The 23,729-nt window shown below is 73.3% G+C and carries 21 protein-coding genes and 8 tRNA genes; 18 read left to right on the top strand and 11 right to left on the bottom strand.

Annotated elements, in window-relative coordinates:
- The first annotated feature begins 23 nt into the window (after positions 1-23).
- From AC1Z4A_RS04820 to AC1Z4A_RS04795, 6 genes are all read left to right on the top strand, one after another.
- The gene (locus AC1Z4A_RS04820) at positions 24-890 is read left to right on the top strand and encodes a MetQ/NlpA family ABC transporter substrate-binding protein (protein WP_483676569.1); all 867 of its coding nucleotides are present in this window, start codon (positions 24-26) and stop codon (positions 888-890) included.
- Positions 891-1,065: 175 nt separating this feature from the next.
- On the top strand, positions 1,066-1,710 hold the full coding sequence (locus AC1Z4A_RS04815; RefSeq protein ID WP_483676568.1) for a GNAT family N-acetyltransferase: 645 nt from the start codon (positions 1,066-1,068) through the stop codon (positions 1,708-1,710).
- Between the two features lie 106 nt (positions 1,711-1,816).
- Positions 1,817-3,031: a precorrin-6y C5,15-methyltransferase (decarboxylating) subunit CbiE gene (gene cbiE, locus AC1Z4A_RS04810; protein ID WP_483676567.1), complete on the top strand. Its 1,215-nt coding sequence runs from the start codon at positions 1,817-1,819 to the stop codon at positions 3,029-3,031.
- 217 nt (positions 3,032-3,248) lie between these two features.
- Entirely contained in the window at positions 3,249-7,052 is a 3,804-nt protein-coding gene (gene cobT, locus AC1Z4A_RS04805) for a nicotinate-nucleotide--dimethylbenzimidazole phosphoribosyltransferase (protein WP_483676566.1), read from the top strand.
- Between the two features lie 225 nt (positions 7,053-7,277).
- Positions 7,278-8,513 carry a uroporphyrinogen-III C-methyltransferase gene (cobA, locus tag AC1Z4A_RS04800; RefSeq protein WP_483676565.1) on the top strand — a complete coding sequence of 412 codons (1,236 nt, stop codon included), beginning with the start codon at positions 7,278-7,280 and terminating at the stop codon, positions 8,511-8,513.
- A 74-nt stretch (positions 8,514-8,587) separates the two neighbouring features.
- Complete coding sequence (locus AC1Z4A_RS04795; protein ID WP_483676564.1) at positions 8,588-9,406, top strand: TrmH family RNA methyltransferase; 819 nt, start codon at positions 8,588-8,590, stop codon at positions 9,404-9,406.
- On the opposite strand, the gene AC1Z4A_RS04790 is transcribed toward AC1Z4A_RS04795, so the two are convergent.
- Positions 9,381-10,661, bottom strand: coding sequence for a serine/threonine-protein kinase (locus AC1Z4A_RS04790; RefSeq protein ID WP_483676563.1), 1,281 nt, complete (start codon positions 10,659-10,661; stop codon positions 9,381-9,383). The genes AC1Z4A_RS04795 and AC1Z4A_RS04790 overlap by 26 nt on opposite strands.
- Positions 10,662-11,317: 656 nt before the next feature.
- On the opposite strand from AC1Z4A_RS04790, the gene AC1Z4A_RS04785 reads away from it, so the two are divergent.
- Positions 11,318-11,524 carry a hypothetical protein gene (locus AC1Z4A_RS04785; RefSeq protein ID WP_483676562.1) on the top strand — a complete coding sequence of 69 codons (207 nt, stop codon included), beginning with the start codon at positions 11,318-11,320 and terminating at the stop codon, positions 11,522-11,524.
- 215 nt (positions 11,525-11,739) lie between these two features.
- On the opposite strand, the gene AC1Z4A_RS04780 is transcribed toward AC1Z4A_RS04785, so the two are convergent.
- From AC1Z4A_RS04780 to AC1Z4A_RS04755, 6 genes are all read right to left on the bottom strand, one after another.
- Positions 11,740-11,811 (bottom strand) — tRNA-Val (locus AC1Z4A_RS04780).
- 20 nt (positions 11,812-11,831) lie between these two features.
- Positions 11,832-11,906 (bottom strand) — tRNA-Val (locus AC1Z4A_RS04775).
- A gap of 32 nt (positions 11,907-11,938) precedes the next feature.
- Positions 11,939-12,010, bottom strand: a tRNA-Val gene (locus AC1Z4A_RS04770).
- 19 nt (positions 12,011-12,029) lie between these two features.
- Positions 12,030-12,104: transfer RNA gene (locus AC1Z4A_RS04765), tRNA-Val, on the bottom strand.
- A gap of 1 nt (position 12,105) precedes the next feature.
- Positions 12,106-12,179 (bottom strand) — tRNA-Cys (locus AC1Z4A_RS04760).
- Positions 12,180-12,214: 35 nt separating this feature from the next.
- A tRNA-Gly gene (locus AC1Z4A_RS04755) sits at positions 12,215-12,287 on the bottom strand.
- 178 nt (positions 12,288-12,465) lie between these two features.
- Between AC1Z4A_RS04755 and AC1Z4A_RS04750 the strand changes: the two genes are divergently transcribed.
- From AC1Z4A_RS04750 to AC1Z4A_RS04740, 3 genes are read left to right on the top strand one after another with little or no spacing between them, the layout of a single operon-like run.
- Positions 12,466-13,506, top strand: a complete 1,041-nt coding sequence (locus AC1Z4A_RS04750) for a chorismate-binding protein (RefSeq protein WP_483683504.1) — start codon at positions 12,466-12,468, stop codon at positions 13,504-13,506.
- Complete coding sequence (locus AC1Z4A_RS04745) at positions 13,503-14,324, top strand: aminotransferase class IV (RefSeq protein WP_483676561.1); 822 nt, start codon at positions 13,503-13,505, stop codon at positions 14,322-14,324. Before AC1Z4A_RS04750 ends, AC1Z4A_RS04745 begins: the two co-directional genes overlap by 4 nt.
- 40 nt (positions 14,325-14,364) lie before the next feature.
- Positions 14,365-15,201, top strand: coding sequence for a GNAT family N-acetyltransferase (locus AC1Z4A_RS04740; RefSeq protein WP_483676560.1), 837 nt, complete (start codon positions 14,365-14,367; stop codon positions 15,199-15,201).
- 18 nt (positions 15,202-15,219) lie between these two features.
- Here the strand turns inward: AC1Z4A_RS04740 and AC1Z4A_RS04735 are convergent, their stop codons facing one another.
- Positions 15,220-15,729, bottom strand: a complete 510-nt coding sequence (locus tag AC1Z4A_RS04735) for a DsbA family protein (protein WP_483676559.1) — start codon at positions 15,727-15,729, stop codon at positions 15,220-15,222.
- Between the two features lie 167 nt (positions 15,730-15,896).
- Here AC1Z4A_RS04735 and AC1Z4A_RS04730 point away from each other — a divergent pair, with 167 nt between their 5' ends.
- Complete coding sequence (locus AC1Z4A_RS04730; protein ID WP_483676558.1) at positions 15,897-16,346, top strand: hypothetical protein; 450 nt, start codon at positions 15,897-15,899, stop codon at positions 16,344-16,346.
- Between the two features lie 68 nt (positions 16,347-16,414).
- The gene (locus AC1Z4A_RS04725) at positions 16,415-16,555 is read left to right on the top strand and encodes a hypothetical protein (RefSeq protein ID WP_483676557.1); all 141 of its coding nucleotides are present in this window, start codon (positions 16,415-16,417) and stop codon (positions 16,553-16,555) included.
- Between the two features lie 40 nt (positions 16,556-16,595).
- Here AC1Z4A_RS04725 and AC1Z4A_RS04720 read toward each other — a convergent pair whose 3' ends face one another.
- Complete coding sequence (locus AC1Z4A_RS04720) at positions 16,596-17,129, bottom strand: CGNR zinc finger domain-containing protein (protein WP_483676556.1); 534 nt, start codon at positions 17,127-17,129, stop codon at positions 16,596-16,598.
- 189 nt (positions 17,130-17,318) lie between these two features.
- Entirely contained in the window at positions 17,319-17,732 is a 414-nt protein-coding gene (locus AC1Z4A_RS04715; protein WP_003959770.1) for an SsgA family sporulation/cell division regulator, read from the bottom strand.
- 343 nt (positions 17,733-18,075) lie between these two features.
- Between AC1Z4A_RS04715 and AC1Z4A_RS04710 the strand changes: the two genes are divergently transcribed.
- The 3 genes from AC1Z4A_RS04710 (at position 18,076) to AC1Z4A_RS04700 (ending at position 18,831) form a co-directional block, all read left to right on the top strand.
- Positions 18,076-18,147: transfer RNA gene (locus tag AC1Z4A_RS04710), tRNA-Val, on the top strand.
- Positions 18,148-18,214: 67 nt separating this feature from the next.
- Positions 18,215-18,697 (top strand): SRPBCC family protein, encoded by a 483-nt coding sequence (locus tag AC1Z4A_RS04705; RefSeq protein WP_483676555.1) that lies wholly within the window; start codon positions 18,215-18,217, stop codon positions 18,695-18,697.
- Between the two features lie 62 nt (positions 18,698-18,759).
- Positions 18,760-18,831: transfer RNA gene (locus tag AC1Z4A_RS04700), tRNA-Val, on the top strand.
- A 71-nt stretch (positions 18,832-18,902) separates the two neighbouring features.
- Here the strand turns inward: AC1Z4A_RS04700 and AC1Z4A_RS04695 are convergent.
- On the bottom strand, positions 18,903-19,628 hold the full coding sequence (locus tag AC1Z4A_RS04695) for an exonuclease domain-containing protein (RefSeq protein WP_483676554.1): 726 nt from the start codon (positions 19,626-19,628) through the stop codon (positions 18,903-18,905).
- 165 nt (positions 19,629-19,793) lie between these two features.
- Between AC1Z4A_RS04695 and AC1Z4A_RS04690 the strand changes: the two genes are divergently transcribed.
- From AC1Z4A_RS04690 to thrS, 3 genes are all read left to right on the top strand, one after another.
- Positions 19,794-20,372, top strand: a complete 579-nt coding sequence (locus tag AC1Z4A_RS04690; protein ID WP_483676553.1) for a DUF4365 domain-containing protein — start codon at positions 19,794-19,796, stop codon at positions 20,370-20,372.
- Positions 20,372-21,565, top strand: a complete 1,194-nt coding sequence (locus AC1Z4A_RS04685; protein ID WP_483676552.1) for a hypothetical protein — start codon at positions 20,372-20,374, stop codon at positions 21,563-21,565. Before AC1Z4A_RS04690 ends, AC1Z4A_RS04685 begins: the two co-directional genes overlap by 1 nt.
- A 75-nt stretch (positions 21,566-21,640) precedes the next feature.
- Positions 21,641-23,620 carry a threonine--tRNA ligase gene (gene thrS, locus AC1Z4A_RS04680; RefSeq protein WP_483676551.1) on the top strand — a complete coding sequence of 660 codons (1,980 nt, stop codon included), beginning with the start codon at positions 21,641-21,643 and terminating at the stop codon, positions 23,618-23,620.
- Positions 23,621-23,729: the final 109 nt, after the last annotated feature.

The following is a 23,729-nucleotide window of genomic DNA, read 5'->3' as shown; positions in this document are numbered from 1 at the left end:
ACCAAGCAAGGAAGGCACTCTTCGTGCGTACCACCATCAAGCTCACCGCCGCCGTCGCCGCAGCCGCCGCCCTCACCCTCGGCCTGAGTGCCTGCAGTGCCCCGTCCGACACCTCCAGCTCGGGTAAGAAGGGCAAGGACGCCGACCCCGACGCCACCCTCACCGTCGCCGCCAGCCCCACCCCGCACGGCGACATCCTCAACTTCGTCCGCGACAACCTCGCGGCGAAGGCCGGCCTGAAGCTCCAGGTGCGGGAGTTCAACGACTACGTCCTGCCCAACACCGCCACCCAGAGCGGCGAGGTCGACGCCAACTTCTTCCAGCACAAGCCGTACCTCGACGACTTCAACAAGAAGAACAACACGGACATCGTGCCCGTCGTCAACGTCGAGATCGAGCCGCTGGGCCTCTACTCCAAGAAGGACAAGAAGGTCGCCGACCTCGGCTCCGGCTCCACCATCGCCGTCCCCAACGACGCCACCAACGAGGGCCGCGCCCTCAAGCTGCTCGCCGACAATGGCGTCATCAAGCTGAAGGACGGCGTCGGCGCCGCCGCCAAGCTCTCCGACATCGAGGACAAGAAGGGCGTCCAGTTCACCGAGCTGGAGGCCGCCCAGATCCCCTCCCGCCTGGCCGACGTGGACGCCGCCGTCATCAACGGCAACTTCGCCATCGGCGCCAAGCTCAACCCCGCCAAGGACTCCCTGGCCCTGGAGAAGGCCGACGGCAACCCCTACGCCAACTTCCTCGCCGTCAAGCGGGGCAACGAGAAGGACCCCCGCGTCATCAAGCTCGCCAAGCTCCTCAACTCCGACGAGGTGAAGAAGTTCATCGAGGAGAAGTTCAGCAACGGCGCCGTTCTGCCCGCCTTCGGTCCCGCGCAGAGCTGACACCTTGTAACCTCGGCCGTCCGTAAGGTCGTAGGCCCCGTGCACACCGACACCGTGCGCGGGGCCTACGCGCTTGGCGCACCCGCCTGCCGATGCTGCATGCTTGTGCCCCCAAGACGGACCTCGACGGCTCCCCGAGCCACCGAGCCCACTCGCCCCGGCGTTGGAGCAGCGCATGACTTCCACCTTTCCGGACATCTCCATCAGTACGGACCGACTGGTGCTGCGCCCGTTCGAGGCGGGGGACGTGCCCGCGCTGGCGGAGATGATGAACGACGAGCTCATCACCGCCTGGACCTCCGCCCCCCACCCCTACACCACCGCCGACGCCCGCGACTGGGTGCTGCGCAGCGCCCCCGGCGAGCGCACCTCCGGGCGCGGAATCGTCTTTGCGGTCACGGAGTTCCTCACCCACCGCCTCGTCGGCATCGTCCACCTCCGCAACACCGACTGGCGCATCCTCGCCACCGAGGCCGCCTATGTCACGGCGCCCTGGGCCCGGGGCGAGGGCTACGCCTGCGAGTCCGTCCTCGCCGTCGCCCAGTGGCTCTTCCGCGACCAGAAGTTCGAGCGCCTGGAGCTGCGCACCGCCGCCGACAACACCGCCTCCCAGCAGGTCGCCCAGAAGATCGGCTGCGTCAGCGAGGGCGTCCTGCGCAGCGCCTGGATAGCGCGCAACCGCACCGAGGACGGCAGCTGGACCGAATTCCGCTCCGACCTCATCGTCTGGAGCCTGCTGCCCGAGGACCTGGACGAGGTCCGCGAGACCCACCCGGGCGGCGGATACGACTACGCCTCCGCCTTCACCGACTGGCGCTGAGCCCCACGCCGTCCGCCCCGGCACCGGCCGCCCGGGGTAACCTCACCGTGCCCCCGCCCGGCCCCAGGGGGACCCGCCCCCACACGAGCCCAGGAGACTGACGACGATGGCCGACCGGGTCACGGTGATCGGGTGGGACGGCTCACCGCTGACGGACGCGGCCCGCTCCGCCCTGGCCGCCGCCACCCTGGTGGCCGGTGCCGCCCACCACCTGGCCCTGCCCGAGGTCCCGCCCGCCGCCGAACGCATCCGGCTCGGCAGCGTCGACCTCGCCGCCCGCCGCATCGCCCGGCACCGCGGCTCCGCCGTCGTCCTCGCCGACGGCGACCCCGGCTTCTTCGGCGTCCTGCGCGCCCTGCGCGCCCCCGAACACGGCCTCGAGGTCGAGGTGGTGCCCGCCGTCTCCTCCGTCGCCGCCGCCTTCGCCCGCACCGCCATGCCCTGGGACGACGCCCAGATCGTCGTCGCCCACAGCCGCGACCTGCGCCGCGCCGTCAACGTCTGCCGCGCCCACCCCAAGGTCGCCGTCCTCACCTCGCCCGGCGCCGGCCCCGCCGAACTCGCCCTCCTCCTCGGCCCCGTCCACCGCACCTTCGTCATCTGCGAGGAACTCGGCACCGAGCGGGAACAGGTCACCGTCGTCACCTCCGACCGCGCCGCCGACCACACCTGGCGCGACCCCAACGTCGTCATCGTCATCGGCGGCTTCGGCACGCCCCCCGTCCGGGGCGGCGGCTGGATCGCCGGCCGCGACCCCGGCCACCCGCCCGCCCCGCGCGGCTGGGCCCTGCCCCGCGAGGCCTACGGACCCGGCGCCGGCCCGGGCGAGGGCACCGAGCTGCGCGCCGCCCAACTCGCACGCCTCGGCCCGCGGGTGGGCGACCTCGTGTGGGACATCGGCTCGGGCAGCGGCGCGGCCGCCGTGGAGGCCGCCCGGTTCGGGGCCGCCGTCATCGCCGTCGACCGCGATCCGGAGGCCTGCCGCCGCGCGGCCTCCGCCGCCCGCCGGGGCGCGGTCCAGCTCCAGGTCGTCGAGGGCACCGCACCCCAGGTCCTGGAGGACCTCCCGGAACCCGACGTGGTCCGCGTCGGCGGCGGGGGAGCGGCGGTCGTCGCCGCCTGCGCCGACCGCCGGCCCGAACGGATCGTCACCCACGCCACCACCCGCGACGAGGCCGAGGCCGTCGGACGGGTGCTCGCCGAGGGCGGGTACGCCGTCGAGTGCACATTGCTCCAAGCGGTGGAACTCGACACCGCCGACTGGACGGAGCGCGAGCGCGCCGTGGCCTTCCTGCTCAGCGGCAGGCGCACCCACCCCTGAGGCGCGGCCGGCGGCGGAGGGTAGGCTGGCGGACCGTTGTGCAGCCGCTCGGTGTCCGACACCACAGTCACCAATGACCCGAACGCTCCCCCCGCTTGGCGCGTACAGGGCAGGGTGGCTCAGGACGGGGCACAACGTGCCGCAAAACATGGACGCTCGTTCTTGTCTATGGGCGTGAGCGGTTGGAAGGAGCACTACCGATGGGCGAGGGGTACGCATGACCGACACCGGCCGGTTCCCGGACGAGGGACAGCCGGAGAACGCAGGCGCACTGCCCGGCCACCCGCTCCCAGCGGACGCCGCAGTTCCTGCCGACACCGGAAGCCAGGCTCCGTACACCTTCCTCGACCACGACGCCGCGGATGAGGACGACCTCCTGCTGATGCCGGGCGCCCAGGGCGCCTGGATGGAACAGCCTCCGGCGCAGGGCGGTACCCACGAGACGGGCGGCCGCGACACCGGCTCCGTCGACTACACCGGCGTCCAGCCCCCGCCGCCCGCGGCCCCGGCCCCGCCGCGCCGCCCGCTGCACATGGGCCCGCCCGTGCCGGACGCCTCCTCCGGCGTCGTGCGCTCGCTCGCGGACCGCGGCCCCGCCGCGCCGCAGCAGCCCGTCGGTGCACCCGTCCACCCGGCGGCCCCCCAGACCGGGGGCGTCGAGTACCTGGACGCGGGTGCCGACGACACGCTCGGGGGCGCGCCCGCAGTGGCCTTCGTACCGCCGCAGAACACGGGCGGAGCAGCCGTGCAGGTGGCGCCCGAGATAGTCCCCACGGCACCGGCCGCACCGGCCGCACCGGCGGCGACGCCTGACGGCGCCTCCGCGGCCGTCCGGGAACCGGTACCGGCGGCTGAGCCGGTGTCAGAGGCGATCCAGGTGCCCGTCGCGCCCGCCGTCCCCGCCGAACAGCCCCAGGAGACGCCCGCCCACGGCCTCGACCTCGGCGCGGCGGCCCAGCCCGCGCCGGGCGCCCCCGTGCTCCAGCAGGACGCCGCGGCCGGCGTGCTCGGCAGGCTCGCCGCCGTGGTGAACGCCGATGCGCAGCCGCAGGCCGCCGCGGTGCCCGCGCCGGGCGCCGGGCCCGAGCCGGTCGTGCCCGGTGCCGACGGCACGCAGGGCACCCCGGCCCCGAACGGCCCGGAGGCCGCCGGCCCCGACGAGGCCCCGGCACCGGCCGCGCAGACCTTCGTCACGCCCGGTCAGGCCGCGGACGGCGGGCAGCAGGTGCCCGGCCCCGAGGCCGCCGAGGCCCCGCCCACCTGGGACCTGCCCGCGGGCGCCCCGGGCACGGGCGACGCCCCGGAGGACGTCTCCGTGCCCGCGCAGGCGACCGCCTCCCCGATCGAGGGCCCCGCCGGGACCGCACAGCCGCCCGCCGAGGTCCCGCCCACGGCGGGCGAACCGGCCGTGGCCCCGGAGCAGGCCCCCGTGCCCGCGCAGCGCGCCGCGGAGCCCGAGCAGCCCGCTGCCGAATTCCCCGCAGAGTTCGCCGAATCCACCGAATCCACCGAATCCCTCGAATCGGTCGAATCCGTCGCGGACGCTGCCGCGGCCCCCGTTGCGGTCGTTGCGCCGGAGGCCGTGGAGGAGCAGGCACCGGCGCCCGCCGCCGAGGCGGTGCCGACGGCGCCCGCCCAGCCGGTGCCGGCCCCGGCCGCACCGGCCGAGGCGGAGGCCCCTGCCGTACCGCAGGCTCCGGCCGCACCCGAGGCCGTGGCCGTGGAGCCGGTGGCCGTGCAGCCGGAGACCACGGAACCGGAGGCCACCGAACCGCAGGCCCCGGCACCGGAGGTCGTGGCACCGCAGCCCGTACAGCCCGTGGCCGTGCAGGAGCCGGTGCCCGCCGCCCCGCAGGAGCAGACCGTCGCCCCCGCCGAACAGGCGCCGGAGCCCGCGCCCGTGGCCGACGCCGCCGAGCCCGCCCCGGCCCCGGCTGTTGCCGCGGAGCCCGCACCGCAGCCCGCCCCGGCCCCCGAGGACGTTCCGGCACCCGTCCAGGCGGAGCCGCAGCAGCCGGTGTCCGCCGAGCCCGTCGTCGAGCCCGCCCCGGAGACGGCACCCGAGCCCGTTCGGATCCATTCGGTGCCCGCCGAGGCGGAAGCGGCCGAACAGCCGCAGGACGTACAGCAGTCGGAGACGCCGGAACCGGAGGTGCCGGTGTCCGCCGAGCCCGTAGAGACCCAGGTGGCCCAGGTAGTGCAGGAGGCGCAGGAGGCCCAGACCTCCGAGGAGCCGCAGGAGCCTCAGGAACCCCAGGAGCCCGCTCCCGCGCCGGAGCCCGTCGGCCCCCCGGCCATGGGCTACGCGGAGAGCGAGCGTGTCGCCGTGCACCGGGTGATGCGGGAGCGCCGCGACATCCGCAACGGCTTCCGCTCCGACCCCGTCCCGCACGAGGTGCTCCTGCGGGTGCTCGAGGCCGCGCACACCGCGCCCAGCGTCGGGCACTCCCAGCCCTGGGACTTCGTCGTCATCCGCTCCGCGGAGACCCGCAAGACGATGCACGAGCTGGCCGTGCGGCAGCGCGAGGCGTACGCCAAGTCGCTGCCGAAGGGCCGGGCCAAGCAGTTCAAGGAAATGAAGATCGAGGCGATCCTCGAGACGCCCGTCAACATCGTGGTCACCGCCGACCCCACCCGGGGCGGCCGCCACACCCTCGGCCGGCAGACCCAGCCGCAGATGGCGCCCTACTCCTCCGCGCTCGCCGTCGAGAACCTCTGGCTCGCCGCGCGCGCCGAGGGCCTGGGCGTCGGCTGGGTGAGCTTCTTCGACGAGCGCGAGATGGTCCGCGCGCTCGGCCTGCCGGAGCACCTGGAGGTCGTCGCCTACCTCTGCGTCGGCTACGTGGACGAGTTCCCGGACGAGCCCGAGCTGATGCAGGCCGGCTGGTCCAAGCGACGGCCGCTGTCCTGGGTCGTGCACGAGGAGGAGTACGGGCGCCGCGCGCTGCCCGGCGAGGACCCGCACGACCTGCTCGCCGACACCCTGCGCGGCATCCGCCCGCTGGACGCCAAGGCGCTGGGCGAGGCCTGGGAGCGGCAGAAGCGGATGACCAAGCCGTCCGGCGCGCTCGGCATGCTGGAGATCATCTCGGCGCAGCTGTGCGGTCTCTCCCGCAAGTGCCCGCCGCCGATCCCGGAGCCGGCCGCGGTCGCGATCTTCGCGGGTGACCACGGCGTGCACCACCAGGGCGTCACGGCGTGGCCCCAGGAGGTCACTTCGCAGATGGTCGCCAACTTCCTGGGCGGCGGGGCCGTGTGCAACGCCTTCGCCAACCAGGTCGGCGCCGAGGTCTGCGTCGTCGACGTGGGCGTCGCGGGCGACCTGCCCAGCACGCCCGGCCTGCTGCCGCGCAAGATCCGGCCGGGGACGAACGACTTCACCACCGGCCCCGCGATGACCCGCGAGGAGGCGCTGCGCGCCGTCGAGGTGGGCATCGAGACGGCCCGTGACCTGGTCACGGCTGGCAACAAGGCGCTGCTCACCGGAGAGATGGGCATCGCCAACACCACCGTGTCGGCGGCCCTGATCTCCGTCTTCACCGGCGCCGACCCGGCCGAGATCACCGGGCGCGGCACGGGCATCAACGACGAGATGCACGCCCGCAAGATTGACGTGGTCCGGCGCGCCCTGGAACTCCACCAGCCGGATCCGGCCGACCCGATCGGCGTCCTCGCCGCGGTCGGCGGCCTGGAGCACGCCGCGCTCGTGGGCCTGATCCTCGGCGGTGCGTCGCTGCGCACGCCCGTGATCCTCGACGGGGTGAGCGCGGGGGCGGCGGCCCTCGTGGCCCGTGCGATCGCCCCCGAGGCGCTCGCGGCCTGCATCGCGGGGCACCGCAGTGCGGAGCCGGGCCATGTGGCGGCCCTGACCAAGCTGGGGCTGCGGCCGCTGGTCGACCTCGACCTGCGGCTGGGGGAGGGGACGGGGGCGCTGCTGGCGCTGCCGGTTGTGCAGAGTGCGGCGCGGGCGATGCACGAGGTTGCCACGTTCGACACCGCGGGTGTCACCGAGAAGGGCTGACGGGGGCTGCCCGGTGCCGGGCCGTACTGGGTACGGTGCCCGGCACCGGGGTTGCCGGTGAGGGCGCGGCTCCGTGTTCCGGTGTGCCCACCCGTTCCGCCCTGCGGAACGATTGCCCACACCGGGCGGAACGCCTGCCCACAACCGGGCGGCGGGATTGCCCGCACCGGTGCGGGCACCCCTTAAGGTGTCCCCACCAGCGCATTCGTACGAGGAGACCTGCTCATGGCTCAGCCCGGACACGCCGCTTACCCCGTCGGACTGCGCCTTGCCGGTCGCCGTGTGGTCGTTCTCGGCGGCGGTCAGGTCGCCCAGCGCCGGCTGCCCGCCCTGATAGCTGCGGGGGCCGACGTCCTCCTCGTCTCCCCCTCCGCCACCCCGTCCGTCGAAGCGATGGCGGAGGCCGGCGAACTGCGCTGGGAGCGCCGCCGCTACCGCGACGGCGACCTGGACGGCGCCTGGTACGCCCTCATCTCCACCGACGAACCCGCCGCCAACGAGGCGGCCTCCGCCGAGGCCGAGGCCCGCCGCGTCTGGGCCGTGCGCAGCGACGACGCGTCCGCCGCCTCCGCCTGGACCCCGGCCACGGGCCGCAGCGACGGCGTCACCGTCGCCGTGCTCACCGGGCAGGACCCGCGCCGCTCCGCCGCCGTGCGGGACGCCATCGTGGAGGGCCTGCGCGACGGCTCACTGGGCGCACCGCACTACCGGGACCGCGCCGCGCGCGGCGGAAGCGTCGCCCTCGTCGGCGGCGGCCCCGGCGACCCCGATCTGATCACCGTGCGCGGCCGCCGCCTGCTCGCCGAGGCGGACGTGGTCATCGCCGACCGGCTGGGCCCCCGGGATCTCCTCGACGAGCTTCCCCCGCACGTCGAGGTGATCGACGCGGCGAAGATCCCCTACGGCCGCTTCATGGCCCAGGAGGCCATCAACAACGCCCTCGTCGAGCACGCCAGGGCCGGCAAGGCCGTGGTCCGGCTCAAGGGCGGCGACCCGTTCGTCTTCGGCCGCGGCATGGAGGAGGCCCAGGCCCTGGCCGAGCACGGCATCCCGTGCACCGTGGTGCCCGGCATCTCCAGCTCGATCAGCGTGCCGGCGGCGGCCGGAATCCCCGTCACCCACCGCGGAGTGGCACACGAGTTCACGGTCGTCAGCGGCCACGTCGCACCGGACGACCCCCGCTCGCTGGTCGACTGGGAGGCGCTGGCCCGGCTCCGCGGCACGCTCGTGCTGCTGATGTCGGTCGAGAAGATCGGTGCGATCGCCGAGACGCTCGTCCGGCACGGCCGTCCGGCCGCGACCCCCGTCGCCGTCGTACAGGAAGGCACGACGGCCGCCCAGCGGCGCGTGGACGCCACCCTTGCGACAGTGGGGGAGAGGGTGAAGGCGGAGGGTATACGCCCGCCCGCCGTCATCGTGATCGGCGACGTGGTCTCGGTGGGCCGGGAGACCGACCGGTAGGACCGCGACCGGACCGCACACGGACACCCGCGCCGACGAGACCGAACGAGACCAGGACGAGGCAGCAGCACCCCATGGCCGAGCTGATCACCATCGAGGACCCCGACGACCCGCGCCTGCGCGACTACACCGACCTGACGGACGTCGAACTGCGCCGCCGCCGGGAGCCCGCGGAGGGGCTGTTCATCGCCGAGGGCGAGAAGGTCATCCGGCGGGCCCGCCAGGCCGGCTACGCCATGCGGTCCATGCTGCTGTCGGCCAAGTGGCTCGACGTGATGCAGGACGTCATCGACGAGATCCCGGCCCCCGTCTACGTCGTCAGCCCGGAGCTGGCCGAACGGGTGACGGGCTATCACGTCCACCGGGGCGCGCTCGCCTCGATGCAGCGCAAGCCGCTGCCGGAGGCCGCCGAGCTGCTCCGCACCGCCCACCGCGTGGCCGTGATGGAGCGGATCAACGACCACACCAACATCGGCGCGATCTTCCGCAGCGCGGCCGCCCTGGGCATGGACGCGGTCCTGCTCTCGCCGGACTGCGCCGACCCGCTCTACCGCAGGTCCGTGAAGGTCTCGATGGGCGCCGTGTTCTCCGTCCCGTACGCGCGCCTGGAGAGCTGGCCCCGGGACCTGGAGACCGTCCGGGAGGCGGGATTCCGGATCCTTGCGCTCACCCCGGCCGCGCAGGCCGTCTCCATGGACGAGGCGGCGCCGCACCGGCTGGACCGGGTCGCCCTGATGCTGGGTGCGGAAGGTGACGGGCTGTCGGCCCGGGCCCTGCGGGCGGCGGACGAATGGGTCCGTATCCCCATGGCCCACGGCGTCGACTCGCTCAACGTGGGCGCGGCGGCCGCCGTGGCGTTCTACGCGGTCACGACGGGTCGCCCGGAGAGCTGACCGGCGCTCCGGCCGGGGCCGCGGAGCCCACCGGCACTGCGGGCCCCGGCAGTTCGCCGAGGCTCCCGTTCCGGGCGGGCCCCTGGCATCCCTGGGCCGCGGCGATGCCCAGTGCCACCAGCAGCGTCACCACCACGAACACGATCAGCCGCTGGCGCAGCAGCTTCCGGTCCGGTCCGGGACGCCGGGCACCGGCGCCCGGCCCCGTACGCACTCCGGGGCGCGAGCCGTTCCGTGCGCCCGTGCCGCCGGAGCGCTGCGGGACGGGCCGGCGCGCGGGCGCCCGGTGGGGCTCGGCGGGGCGGTGCGGGCGCGGGGTGGGGGCGCTGCCCGGGCGGCGCTCGGTGCGCTGGTTCTCGTACTCCGCGGCCCGGCGGACGGACGGGCGGTCGGGCTCGCGGCGCGGGGACGGCGGGCGGCCCTCCGCCAGCCCGTGGGCCTCGCGCGCGGCGATCTCCTTCAGCCGCAGGGAGAGCTGGAGGGTGCTCGGGCGCTCCTCCGGGTCCTTGGCCAGGCAGGCGTGGATCAGCGGAGCCAGCGCGTCCGGGACGGCCATCAGCTGGGGTTCCTCGTGCACGACCCGGTAGAGCATGACCTCGGAACTGCCCTGCCCGAACGGGGAGTCCGCGGTGCAGGCGTAGGCGAGCGTGGCCCCCAGCGCGAACACGTCGGTCGCGGGCGTCACCGCGGCCCCGCGCACCTGTTCGGGCGCGAGGAAGCCGGGCGAGCCGACCGCCGTGCCCACGTGGGTGAGCGTGCTGGCCCCGGTCGACCAGGCGATGCCGAAGTCGATGATGCGGGGGCCCTTGGGGGAGAGCAGGATGTTCGACGGCTTGAGGTCGCGGTGCACGACCCCCGCGTCGTGCACGGCCAGCAGGCCCTCCGCCAATGCCGCCCCGATGGAGGCGGTCTGAGCCGCCGACAGCGGCCCCTCCTCGTTCACCTTGTCGTGCAGCGAGGGCCCCGGCACGTACTGCGTCGCGAACCACGGACGGTCCGCCTCCAGGTCGGCGGCCACCAGCCGCGCCGTGCAGCCGCCGCGGATCCGCCGGGCGGCCGAGACCTCGCGGGCGAAGCGCGAGCGGAACTCCTGATCCTCCGCCAGGTCCGGCCGGATGACCTTCAGCGCGACCCGCTGCCCGCGCTTGTCGGAGCCCAGGTAGACCACGCCCATGCCGCCCGCGCCGAGCCGGCGGTGCAGCCGGAACGAGCCGACGACACGCGGGTCCTCGCGACGGAGCCGCATCATCGTCATCTTCGTCCCCTACCTCCGGTGGGGCTGCCCCACATAGCTGCCCGGCGTCTGACGAGCCACAGCTTACGGATTGACGGACGGTCGCGCTCAGAGGCCGCGCATGCGTCGGCAACTCGATTGCCGTAGCGCGCCGGGACGCCGCCGGCTCCGGCGCGGGGCGCCGCCCGCACACACCCGGACGGCGCGATTCCGTTCAACGGGCGGCAGTGGAAGGCGGGTTGGCGGCGGACCCCGGGATCCGGCCGGGTCCGCCCGGCCCGGGCCGGAGCCGGGCCGGACGCACGGAGCGGCGCCGGAGGGGCCCCGGCGGAAAATGCGCCCTGAAGCCCCCAGGAGTGTGGTGGAAGTGATCGAAGTCACCCCGGCCCGCGGTCGGACGGGAGCCGGAGGCAGTCGGACCGCCGGGCGTGCGGACGGCCCGGGCATAGGGGAAGACCCCAAGGCCGGACGGGGTGATCTCCACCCACGGGAGTAGCGGCCCGGCGCCGGTCTCATCCTCCGGGAGAACCGCCAAGCGGTACGAGGGCATGACGCCGGGCCGGTCCGCCGCGCCTAGTGTTGAGGACAAGCGGCGGGCGCAGCACTCGTCCCCCGAGGTCAGGTGCCCGCCGCTGCCAACGCAAGAGCGAGCGGGACGGGCGGAGGGGAGAGGAACGATGGCGGATCCCGTGCGGCGTACGGCCGGGCCGGCGCGCAGCCACCGGGTGCCGGACGGCTTCGGCGACCGCCCCTCCTCCACCCGCCACCCCCTCGTCGCGGCCGCGATGGTGCTGCCCATGGCAGCCCTGCTGGCCGTGCTCTTCGGCGGCTGGGATGCCGTCGTGACACAGGCGTCGTCCGTGGCCGGGATGCTGGGGCGCTGAGCGCTCCGGGCCCGGGAGAGCGGCCCGGGCCGGGGACACACCGGCGAAACCCCGTGGGGACGGGGGTGCGGCGGACGGCACGACTGGCCGGGTACCTGGGGAGGTACCCGGCCGTCGCGTTTGCGCAGACAGTCCTTCGACCGCCCGGAAAAGGGCTTGAGCAGCAGAAACGACCGGGGGCCGGAGCTTTCGCCCCGGCCCCCGGCCGTACGGTGTGCGCGATACTGGGATTGAACCAGTGACCTCTTCCGTGTCAGGGAAGCGCTCTCCCGCTGAGCTAATCGCGCGGGAGGATCCATGAGGATCCTGGTGGACGATACTGGGATTGAACCAGTGACCTCTTCCGTGTCAGGGAAGCGCTCTCCCGCTGAGCTAATCGTCCGGGAAGCAGCTGCGGATGCCGCAGACGCCGCGTGCGCGATACTGGGATTGAACCAGTGACCTCTTCCGTGTCAGGGAAGCGCTCTCCCGCTGAGCTAATCGCGCGGGGGGTCCGTGAAGACCCTGGTGGACGATACTGGGATTGAACCAGTGACCTCTTCCGTGTCAGGGAAGCGCTCTCCCGCTGAGCTAATCGTCCTTGGAGGTGGAGACGGGATTTGAACCCGTGTAGACGGCTTTGCAGGCCGTTGCCTCGCCTCTCGGCCACTCCACCAGGAGTGCGGGGGTTCGGGAAGATCCCCCACATCGAGCGGACAACGAGACTCGAACTCGCGACATCCACCTTGGCAAGGTGGTGCTCTACCAACTGAGCTATGTCCGCACTTGTCGTTTCCCGGGGCGCTTCCGCGTCCTGGCGACGTGTTGAACTTTAGCGGATTCCGGCGCCAGCTCAAATTCCGTTTGCCCAGCATGCTGCGCTGATCCCCGGCCCGGGTCCTCCTGGGGGGCCGCGCCATAGACTCGATGACGTGCACAGCCTCCCCCCGACGTCCTCTCCCATGGCCCGTCTCGGCGGCCTCCTCGCCACCGACCTGCGGGATGTCACCAGCGACCCGGCGGCCCTGGACTCCTCGGGCTGGTGGGCCGTCGTCGCGGACTTCGAAGGGGGCCTCACCTGCGCCCGCTTCGGCGACGTGCGCCCCGCCCCGGCCCCCGCCGTCCAGCCCGGCCGCTGGCGCGGCCCCGCCCCCGACCGGTGGGCCAGCTCCCTCGACCGTGCCGCCTACACCGCGGGCGTACGCCGCATCCGCGAGCACATAGCCGCCGGTGAGGTGTACCAGGCCAACCTCTGCCGCGTCCTGAGCGCGCCCCTGCCCGAGCCGGCCGCCGCCGACATCGACGCCCTCACCGCCCTGCTCGCCCGGGGCAACCCCGCCCCCTACGCCGGAACGATCAGCCTCCCGGCCCACGGCGTGGAGGTGGCCACCGCCTCGCCCGAGCTGTACCTGCGCCGCACCGGCGACGTCCTGGAGTCCGGGCCGATCAAGGGCACCGGCCGCACCGCGGCCGATCTCCAGGAGAAGGACCACGCCGAGAACGTGATGATCGTGGACCTCGTCCGCAACGACCTCGGGCGCGTCTGCGCCACCGGCTCCGTGACCGTCCCCGAGCTGTGCGCCGTCGAACCGCACCCCGGCCTCGTCCACCTGGTCTCCACCGTGCGCGGCGAGATCAGGGACGGCGCGGGCTGGGGCGAGCTGCTCGCCGCCACCTTCCCGCCCGGCTCCGTCACGGGCGCCCCCAAGGCCAGCGCCCTGCAGATCATCGAGTCCCTGGAGACCGCGCCCCGCGGCCCCTACTGCGGCGGCGTCGGCTGGGTCGACGCCGACCGCGGCACGGCCGAGCTGGCCGTCGGCATCCGCACCTTCTGGATCGACCGCACGGCCGCCGACGGCCCGGTGCTGCGCTTCGGCACCGGCGCCGGGATCACCTGGGGATCCGACCCCGAGCGCGAGTGGGCCGAGACGGAGCTGAAGGCGGCCCGGCTCCTCGCGATAGCGTCGGAGGCACACCAGCCGACAGAAGGGACGAAACGGTGACCATCTGGCTCGACGGCGAACTCCGCGACGCGGACAGCGCCCGCGTCTCGGTCTTCGACCACGGACTGACGGTCGGCGACGGCGTCTTCGAGACGCTCAAGGCCACCGACGGCCGGACCTTCGCCATGACCCGGCACCTGGCCCGGCTCGCCCGCTCGGCCGCACTGCTCGGCCTGCCCGAGCCCGACCTCGACGAGGTCCGCCACGCCTGCGCGGCCGTCCTCGCCGCCAACCCCATGCCGCTCGGCCGGCTCCGGATCACCTACACCGGCGGCATCTCCCCGCTCGGCTCCGACCGGGTCTCCGCCCGCCCCACCCTGGTCGTGGCGCTGGTGGAGACGGCCCGGCCCGCCGAGGCGACCGCCGCCGTCACCGTTCCCTGGACCCGCAACGAGCGCGGTGCCGTCGCCGGGGCGAAGTCCACCTCCTACGCCGAGAACGTGGTCGCCCTCGCCCACGCCCACAAGCGCGCCGCCACCGAGGCGCTGTTCGCCAACACCGCCGGGGCGCTCTGCGAGGGCACGGGCTCCAATGTCTTCGTCGTCCTCGACGGCGAGCTGCACACCCCGCCCCTGGCCTCCGGCTGCCTGGCCGGCATCACCCGCGCCCTCGTCGTCGAATGGGCCGGCGCCAAGGAGACGGAGCTGCCCTTCGACGTCCTGGAGCGCGCCGACGAGATCTTCCTGACCTCGTCCATCCGCGACATCCAGGCCGTCCACACCCTTGACGGCCGTCAACTGCCCGGCACACCGGGCCCGGTGACCGCGAAGGCCGTGCGGATCTTCGAGGAGCGCTCGGCCGCGGACATCGATCCGTAAATCCCGTGACGTGCCGCCGCGGGCCCGGTACAACATCGACATGACCACCACCCTGCGGCCCACCGCACCGGAGCAGCACACGGCCGACGGCGGCCGGTCCCGCGCGTACGAGGTCTGCGTCAACAGCCGGCCCGTCGGCGGCATCGAGATCGCCACGGACGACCGCTTCGGCCCCCGCTGCGGCCGCATAGCCCGCCTCGCCATCGACGAACGGGACCGCGGCCGGGGGCGCGGCACGGTCGCCGCGCTCGCCGCCGAGGAAGTCCTGCGCGGCTGGGGCTGCGACCAGGTCGAGGTGTCCGTCGGCGCGGGCGCGGCGGCGGCGCTGGGCCTGGCGGCCGCCCTCGGCTACGTCGAGCGCAACCGCAACATGGCCAAGACGCTCACCACCGCCCCCCGGCTCCCCGAGGGCACCGAGGCGCGGTCGATGACCGAGCCCGAGTTCACCGCCTGGGAAGTGAGCACCAGGGAGGCCTACGCACAGGACTGGATCTCCCGCGGCGTGCCCGCCGAGCGGGCCCGCGCCAAGGCCGCCGCGGACCACCGCAGCGCGCTCTCCGCCGGCCTGGCCTCCCCCGGCACCCTTCTGAGCGTCCTGAGCCACCACGACACGCCCGTCGGCACCCTCTGGGTCGCGCTGCGCGACCACGGGCCCGACGAGCCGGGCGCCTATGTCTACGACGTCGAGGTCGCCGAGGAGCACCGGGGCCGGGGCCACGGGCGGTCGCTGATGCTGCTGGCCGAGGCCCAGGCCCTGGCGGCGGGACAGGGCCGGCTCGGCCTCAACGTCTTCGCGGGCAACACCCCGGCCCTGCGGCTGTACGAGTCGCTCGGCTACGAGGCGACCCAGCTCCACCTGTACAAGCCGCTGCTCTAGTGGGTGTCCCGGACCGCGCTAGCTGCCCGCCAGCAGCCGGTCGGCGATCTCCTCGATCCGCTCCCGCAGCCCCTCCTGGCTCTTGCCGCCGTCGAGCCGCTCGCCGCCGATGACGTAGGTGGGCGTGCCGGTCACCCCGAGCGCCTTGCCCTCGGCCTGGTCGGCGTCGACGATCAGCATGTGCCGCCCGTCGATCAGCGCGGTGTCCACCTCCTCGGCGTCCAGTCCCAGCTCGCCCGCCAGCTCGACCAGCAGCTGCTCGCCCCGGGCACCGAGGTCCGCGGTGCGCGCCAGCAGCGCCTCGGCATAGGGCCACGCCGTGCCCTGCTCCGCCGCCTCCTCGGCGGCCTGCGCGGCCGCGTAGGCGTGCTTGTGCTTCGCGAGCGGGAAGTGCCGCAGCTGGATCTCCAGCCGGTCGCCGTAGTGCTCGCGCAGCGCGCGGAGGTCGTCCAGGGCCCGGTGGCAGTCGGGGCACTGGAGGTCGCACCAGACGTCGAGCGTGGTGCGGGTGGTGTCGGTATCGCTCATGGGGCCAGTCTTCCAGCCCGTCCCCGCCGCCGGGCCCTCGGTCCTGCGGAGGAGGGCACCCCCGGCACGACCCGGAGTTCTCCCCGATAACCCCCTGGGACCGTGGCACCCGTGCGCGCGTCCGGTGCACGATGGATGCAGGATCCCATCATCGGCAGGAGGACCGGATGCTGACCTCGACCGTATGCGCCGCGGTGTCCGCGGCCGGCCTGGGCATCGCCCTGCTGACGGCCTACCGCAAGCGCTTCCTCGCCGCGACCCGCATCGCGGCGTACTCCCTCGTGCCCATCGGACTGGTCATGACGGGAATCGTCGACTGGCTCACCGGCCTGGTCTTCAAGCCCGGTGTCTGGGCGGGCTTCGGCGTCCTCGCCCTCTCGGCCGTGCTGTTCGCCGCGAGCAGGGCGGCGGAGCGCCGCGCCGGGGGCACCCGGAAGGAGCGCCGGGCCGCGGCCGCTGCCGCGCGGCGCGAGGCCGTGGTGCCCGGCGCGTCCACGCCCTCGCTCGGCCCGGGCCGTTCCGCCGACCGCCCCAAGGCCCGGGGGACGAAGGCCACGGGTCACGACGGAGAGGACTTCTCGGACATCGAGGCAATCCTCAAGAAGCACGGGATCTGACGAACTCCCGCTGAAAACTCGCGTGTTGGCGGGTCGGCGGACCGTGGCTGCGCCATGATCTGTCGGAGATGAACGACGAACCGGCCGAGATCACCGACGAGCCGCGAGGCTGTCTCTTCGCTCTCTCCCAGCCCCCGCTGATGTTCTTCCTCGCCTTCATAGCCACGCTCATACTCGTGACCGCCGTGCACGACCTGTACCGCTGGTGACCACCCCCACCACGGCCCGGCCGCCCCCCCGGGGCATGTCCTAGCCCGCGGCCTCCCGGCGGCGCGCCCGGTACGCGGCCACGTGCAGCCGGTTCCCGCAGGTGCGGCCGTCGCAGTAGCGGCGCGACCGGTTGCGGGAGAGGTCGACGAAGGCGCGCCCGCAGTCCGGCGCCCCGCATCGCCGCAGCCGCTCCAGCTCGCCCTGCACCAGCAGGAACGCCAGCGCCATGCCGCCGTCCGCCGCCAGGTGCTCGGCCAGGGAGGCGCCGGGCGCGAAGTAGTGCACATGCCAGTCGTAGCCGTCGTGGTCGGTGAGCCGGGGCGTCGTCCCGGCCTCGGCGACCAGGGCATTGAGCAGCTCCGCGGCGGTGCGCACGTCCGCGCAGTCGAAGATCTCGGCGAACCGCTCCCGCACCGACCGCACGGCCGCCAGATCCGGCTCGCCCAGGGTGCCGATGCCGCTGATGGCGTGCCGCGCCACGAACGACCGCAGCGCGGCCGGATCCCGTGGCTCGGTGTTCAGCAGGTCGACGACGGCGTCGAGCGTGCGCCGGGTGTCGTGGTTGATCAGCACGGATCGTTTCGCTCCCTGGCCGGACGGACGGGCCCGCCGACGGCTGCATGTGTTCGATGCGGGCAGCAGACTCTAGCGGCTCCCCAGCACGACGGCGCCGTCGTCCGCGGTGGTTCCGCGGCGACGGCGCCGTGTCCTGCCGTTATGCGAGTTGTCCGCGCGTGGCCTCCCCGAGTGGGCCCGGCGCTGTCAGCTCTCGGCCAGAATGTGCGAGAGCTCGGTGTCCAGATCGAAGTGACGGTGTTCGGTGCCCGGCGGGACGGCGGCGTCGGTCCTCTTCAGGAACGACTCCAGGGCCCGGGCCGGGGCCTCCAGCAGCGCCTCGCCCTCCGGCGAACTCAGCGCGATGCAGACGACGCCCTGACCGTGGCTGCGGGACGGCCAGACACGGACGTCGCCGGTTCCGGTGGGTCTGTGCAGGCCCTCCGCGAGGAGGTCCCGGGCGAAGACCCATTCGACCGTCTCTTCGGCTCCGGTGTGGAAGGTGGCGTGCACGGCGTAGGGATCGGCCGTGTCGTACCGCAGGCCTGCGGGTACAGGCAGTGAGGATTCGCTCGACACAACGAGGCGCAGGTGCAGCTCGCAGCTGACCGTGGTGTTCATAAGCGCCAAGGCCTTTCGCTCAGTGTGCGCTCGGGGATTCGCACGTCGGCGAAATCGACATGCCACCTACGGTGCCGTTGTAAACCCCTCTGACCGTTTTGAGACTGTTCGGATACCTCGGACGGCCCAGTGGATGCGCCGCGCGCTCGGCCGAACCGGTGAGTTCAGGACGTTCCGGCATCTTTGGCCTTGCAAATGCGGAGGGTGACGACCGGCGGTCCGTCGTGACGGAGAGTGGCCGAGGCGCCGGGGAGGGCCCTCACCGCTGCCGCCGTCCTGCGCCTGACCAGGCATGCATGGTTCAAGGCACCGTCTGACATGCGGTAATGTTTGCGGTGCGCCCGGGCGATTAGCTCAGCGGGAGAGCGCTTCGTTCACACCGAAGAGGTCACTGGTTCGATCCCAGTATCGCCCACACAGGACCGAGGGTCCGCAAGGTTCACCCCCTTGCGGACCCTCGGCTTTTCGTATGCCCTGGCCCCATGCGCCCGCGCCGCAGCCTGCCCTCGCCGAACCACTACCGCTTCCGCGACGCCTGGACCCTGCCCGCCCCGCCGGACGCCGTCTACGCTGTCCTCGAGGCCGCCGAGGACTACCCCGCCTGGTGGCCGCAGGTCCTGCACGTCGACCGCACCGACGACACCAGCGGAACCGTCCGCTTCCGCTCCCTCCTCCCGTACGTCCTCACCGTCACCGCCCGCGAGAGCCGCCGCGACCCCCGCGCCCGCGTCCTGGAGATCGTCATGTCCGGCGACCTCGAGGGCTGGGCGCGCTGGACCCTCGTGCCCCACGGCGCCGGCGGCACCACCGCCCGCTTCGAGCAGGACGTCCACACCCGCAAGCCCCTCATGCGGCTCCTGGCCCTCCCCGGCCGCCCCCTCTTCCTTGCCAACCACGCCTGGATGATGCGCGGCGGACGGCGCGGCCTGTGCGCCCTGCTGGCCCGGCAGCAGGGCGGGATTTGAACGAGGACCGCCGCGACCTGTATTGTTCAGTGCGTTGCCGGGGGAAACCCCGAAACGATCCCGGGCGATTAGCTCAGCGGGAGAGCGCTTCGTTCACACCGAAGAGGTCACTGGTTCGATCCCAGTATCGCCCACATCAGGCAAGGCCGGTACGTCAAGAGGCGTACCGGCCTTGTGCGTTGCCGGGCCGCTCGTGCAGGCGCGCTCACGCCACCGCCGGCAGCTCCGGCCGCAGCGGCCACGCCGGATCGCACTCCTCTGTCGAGCCGTTGCGCGCGAACCACGCCTGCAGGCCGCGTGCCTGTGCCGCGTGCCACACCGCCTGCCGCATGTGCAGCTCCGCCGGGCTCAGCCGGTCCAGCCGCGACGCGAACCGCCGCCCCACCGCCCGGACGACCTCCAGCGCGGCCGTCGCATCGGCCGCCGCATCGTGCGCGCCCACCAGCTCCACCCCGTACTGACCGCACAGGTCCGACAGCGTCCGGCGCCCCTTGCGGTAGCGGTCCAGGTGCTTGTCCAGCACCCACGGGTCCAGCACGCACAGCGCCGCACCCCCCAGGTACGCCACCAGCGACGACGCCCGGTGCCGCCGCAACTCCCGGTCCAGCAGCGTCAGATCGAACGGTGCGTTCATCACCGCCAGCGGAATGCCACGCGCCGCATGAGTCGCCAGCGCCCGCGCCACCTCCTCCATCACCGGCGCCGGCCACCGGCCGTTGCGCTGCAGGTGCTCGTCGCTCAGCCCGTGTATCGCAGTCGCCTGCTCCGGAACCGGCACCCCCGGATTCACCAGCCAGCGGGTGACCACCGGCACGGCCCCCGCCTGCGACTGCGTCACGAAAGCCGCCGACACGATCCGGTCGCGCTCCACATCCACCCCGGTCGTCTCCGTGTCGAAGGCCGCCAGCGGCCCCTCGAACCAGCACGGCATGACACAACTCCTCGCGCTCGTCCGTCACATGGCGTGATTCCCCTCCCCGGCAGGTGATACCCGGCCACCCCCGCACCCGAACCGCCCTCGTTTGCCGGGGAGTTCACGTGGAGACAACACAGATGTACGACCAAAGGACCGGCGAGCCCGGAAGGCTTTTCGGACATGGCGCTCGCTCAGCCCGACCCGCCCGCACCCACGAGCAGCCCCCCGCCCGGCCACCGCGCCGTGCACCGCGGCAGCCTCGCCGTCACCGCCTGCATGGAGACGCTCCAGATCGGCTACCTGCACGCCGTCGCCGCCGCAGCGGGCTGCACCCTCGCCCAGCCGTTCCCCGACAACGGCATCGACTGGCACGTCAGCCACAGCGCCCCCGGGCACACCGCCGACGACGAGGTCACCATCAAGGTGCAGCTCAAGTGCACCTACCAGCTGGGCCCCCGCCCCACCGGACTGACCTTCGGCTTCAGCCTCGACAACGACCACCTGGCCAAGCTCGCCCGGACCCCCGTGTCCGTCCACAAGATCCTCGTCGTGATGATCGTCCCCCGGCTCCAGGAGGACTGGCTGCGGGCCGGACACGACCGGCTCGAGCTGCGCCACTGCTGCTACTGGACCAACCTCGCCGGCCACCCCGTGACCGGCAGGCGCAGGACCACCGTGCGCATCCCGACCTCGCGCGTCTTCGACGACCGCGCACTCTGCGAGATCATGACCCGGGTCGGGGCGGGAGGGAGACCCTGATGCACCGGACGGCCGCACAACCCCCCAGCCGGCCCGACCCCGCCGTCCTCGGCGCCCTCCTCGCCCGCCACGGCTGGCGACGGCGCGGCGGCGCCCCCGGCCGCTACAGCCGCTGGACCCCGCCCGAGGGCACCGGCGCCGGCACCAGCCTCCTGCTGCCCGAGAATTTGGACCGGCCCGACAGCGCCGACCTCCTCGCCGAGGCCCTCACCGCCCTCGAACGCAGCGCCGTGCCCTCGGCCCGCGACGTCCTCGTCGCCCTCCGCGTCCCCAGCGACGAGATCCGCTGGCAGCGCGACATCCCCGCCCCCCGCGCCCCCGCCGCCGCCTGGACCGCCCAGGAACGGCTCCGCACGGGCGCCCGCGCCATGCTGCTCGCCGGCTCCCTCGCCGCCCACGGCCCCAGCGGCTACCACGGCGCCCGCCACCGCCGCCGGGCCGAGGCCACCCTCGGCCCCCTGCTCGTCGGACCCGCCCCCGACGGCCGCGAACTGACCGTCTTCGTGCCCGTCGACGCACCCCCCGGAACACCGGGCGAAGGCGGACGCCCCCTGGTCACCGCACTGCTGCGAGCCCTCCAGGCCACCCGCGACGCCACCGACTACGGGCGGGCCACCGGCCGCACCGACGCCTTCCACGCGGCCGTCGGGGCAGGGGTCTGCCAGGAGCTGACCCAGGCCCTCGTCTCCCTCGTCGGCGGCTCCGAGGGAATCCGCGTCGCCGTGGAGTGGGCGCCCGCCGCCGGCACGCCCCCCGGCTTCGCCGCCCGCCCCGAGCCCGTCGAGTTCACGCCCGGCGACCTCCCCGCCCTCCGCGAGGCGGGCGCCCGCTATATACGCGACGAGCCCCCCGTCCCCGTACGGCTCACCGCGACCGTGGTGCGCCTGCGCCGCGAGACCCCCGGCGGCGCGGGCACGGTCCGGCTGAGGGTGCTCTCCGGAGCCGAGGTCACCCAGGTCAGGGCCGTCCTCGACGAGGACGACTACCGCATCGCCGGGCACGCCCACCTGCTCGGCCTGCCGGTCCGGGTCGGCGGGCGGCTGGAGAGCCGCGGCGGCTTCCGCCGTCTCGCCGACGCCGGGGGCGTCACACCCGTGCACGTCGACGCGGCCGAGCGCGACCGGCTGCTCAAGGCCCTCGGCGAGAGTCTCGACGCGCTGGGGGAGCAGAACGACGGAGACATAACCGTTTAGCGGCCGGGGCACCGGGCTCGGTACGATTCAGGCGCACAGCATCCGCTGTCGCGCCCCACAAGTCAGGAGAGACCGGTGTCAGACGTCCGTGTGATCATCCAACGCGATTCCGAGCGGGAAGAGCGCGTGGTGACGACGGGCACTACCGCCGCCGACCTCTTCGCCGGCGAGCGCACCGTCGTCGCCGCGCGGGTCGCGGGCGAGCTGAAGGACCTGGCCTACGCCGTCGCCGACGGCGAGGAGATCGAGCCCGTCGAGGTCTCCTCCGAGGACGGCCTGAACATCCTGCGCCACTCGACCGCCCACGTCATGGCCCAGGCCGTGCAGGAGCTGTTCCCCGAGGCCAAGCTGGGCATCGGCCCGCCGATCAAGGACGGCTTCTACTACGACTTCGGCGTCGAGAAGCCCTTCCACCCCGATGACCTCAAGCTCATCGAGAAGCGCATGCAGGAGATCATCAAGCGGGGGCAGAAGTTCTCCCGCCGGGTGGTCACCGACGAGGCCGCTCGCGACGAGCTGGCCGACGAGCCGTACAAGCTCGAGCTGATCGGCCTCAAGGGCGCCGCCTCCCACGACGACGGCGCGGACGTCGAGGTGGGCGCCGGCGAGCTGACCATCTACGACAACCTCGACCCGAAGACCGGGGAGCTGTGCTGGAAGGACCTCTGCCGGGGTCCGCACCTGCCCACCACCCGGGTGATCCCGGCGTTCAAGCTGATGCGCCAGGCGGCCGCGTACTGGCGGGGCAGCGAGAAGAACCCGCAGCTCCAGCGCATCTACGGCACCGCGTGGCCGACCAAGGACGAGCTGAAGGCGCACCTGGAGTTCCTGGCCGAGGCCGAGCGCCGCGACCACCGCAAGCTCGGCGCCGAGCTGGATCTGTTCTCCTTCCCCGACGAGCTGGGCCCCGGCCTCGCGGTGTTCCACCCCAAGGGCGGCGTCATCCGCAAGGAGATGGAGACCTACTCGCGCAAGAAGCACGAGAACGCGGGCTACGAGTTCGTGAACACCCCGCACATCACGAAGGAGCAGCTCTTCGAGACCTCGGGGCACCTGCCGCACTACGCGGAGGGCATGTTCCCGCCCATCGAGTTCGACGGGCAGAACTACCGCCTGAAGGCCATGAACTGCCCGATGCACAACTTGATCTTCAAGTCGCGCGGGCGGTCCTACCGTGAGCTGCCCTTGAGGCTGTTCGAGTTCGGCACGGTCTACCGCTACGAGAAGTCCGGCGTCGTCCACGGCCTGACCCGCTCCCGCGGCTTTACCCAGGACGACTCGCACATCTACTGCACCAAGGAGCAGATGCCGGAGGAGCTGGACACACTCCTCACCTTCGTGCTCGACCTGCTGCGCGACTACGGCCTGACCGACTTCGAGCTGGAGCTGTCGACCCGCGACCCCGAGTCGGACAAGTTCATCGGCTCGGACGAGGCGTGGGAGGAGGCCACCGAGGCGCTGCGCCTGGCGGCCGAGAAGCAGGGCCTGCCGCTGGTCCCGGACCCGGGTGGCGCCGCGTTCTACGGCCCGAAGATCTCGGTGCAGGCGCGTGACGCGATCGGCCGGTCCTGGCAGATGTCGACTCTCCAGGTCGACTTCAACCAGCCCGCGCGCTTCGGCCTGGAGTACACGGCGGCGGACGGCTCGCGCCAGCAGCCCGTCATGATCCACCGTGCGCTCTTCGGCAGCATCGAGCGGTTCTTCGGCGTCCTGCTGGAGCACTACGCGGGTGCGTTCCCGGCATGGCTGGCTCCGGTCCAGGCGGTCGGCATCCCGGTGGGCGACGCCCACGTGCCGTACCTGGAGGAGTTCGCGGCCGAGGCCCGGGAGAAGGGCCTGCGGATCGAGGTGGACTCGTCCTCGGACCGGATGCAGAAGAAGATCAGGACCGCACAGAAGTCGAAGGTGCCGTTCATGATCATCGTGGGTGACGACGACATGAACGCGGGCACGGTGTCGTTCCGCTACCGGGACGGCTCGCAGGAGAACGGGATTGCCCGTGACGAGGCGATCGCGAAGCTCGTTGATGTGGTGGAGCGTCGCGCGCAGGTGTGACGCGTCCCCGCGCAGGCGGGGGTGTTCCGATGCACGAGATGAGCAATCGGGGACAGCAGTTCCGCTCCCCGCTACCGCGGGGTTAGAGGGGCGGTCCTTTCAGGGCCGC

Source organism: Streptomyces sp. 17_S59, assembly GCF_056930295.1.
Note: the sequence above shows the minus strand (reverse complement) of the source record. Positions and strands in the feature narration are given on the sequence as shown.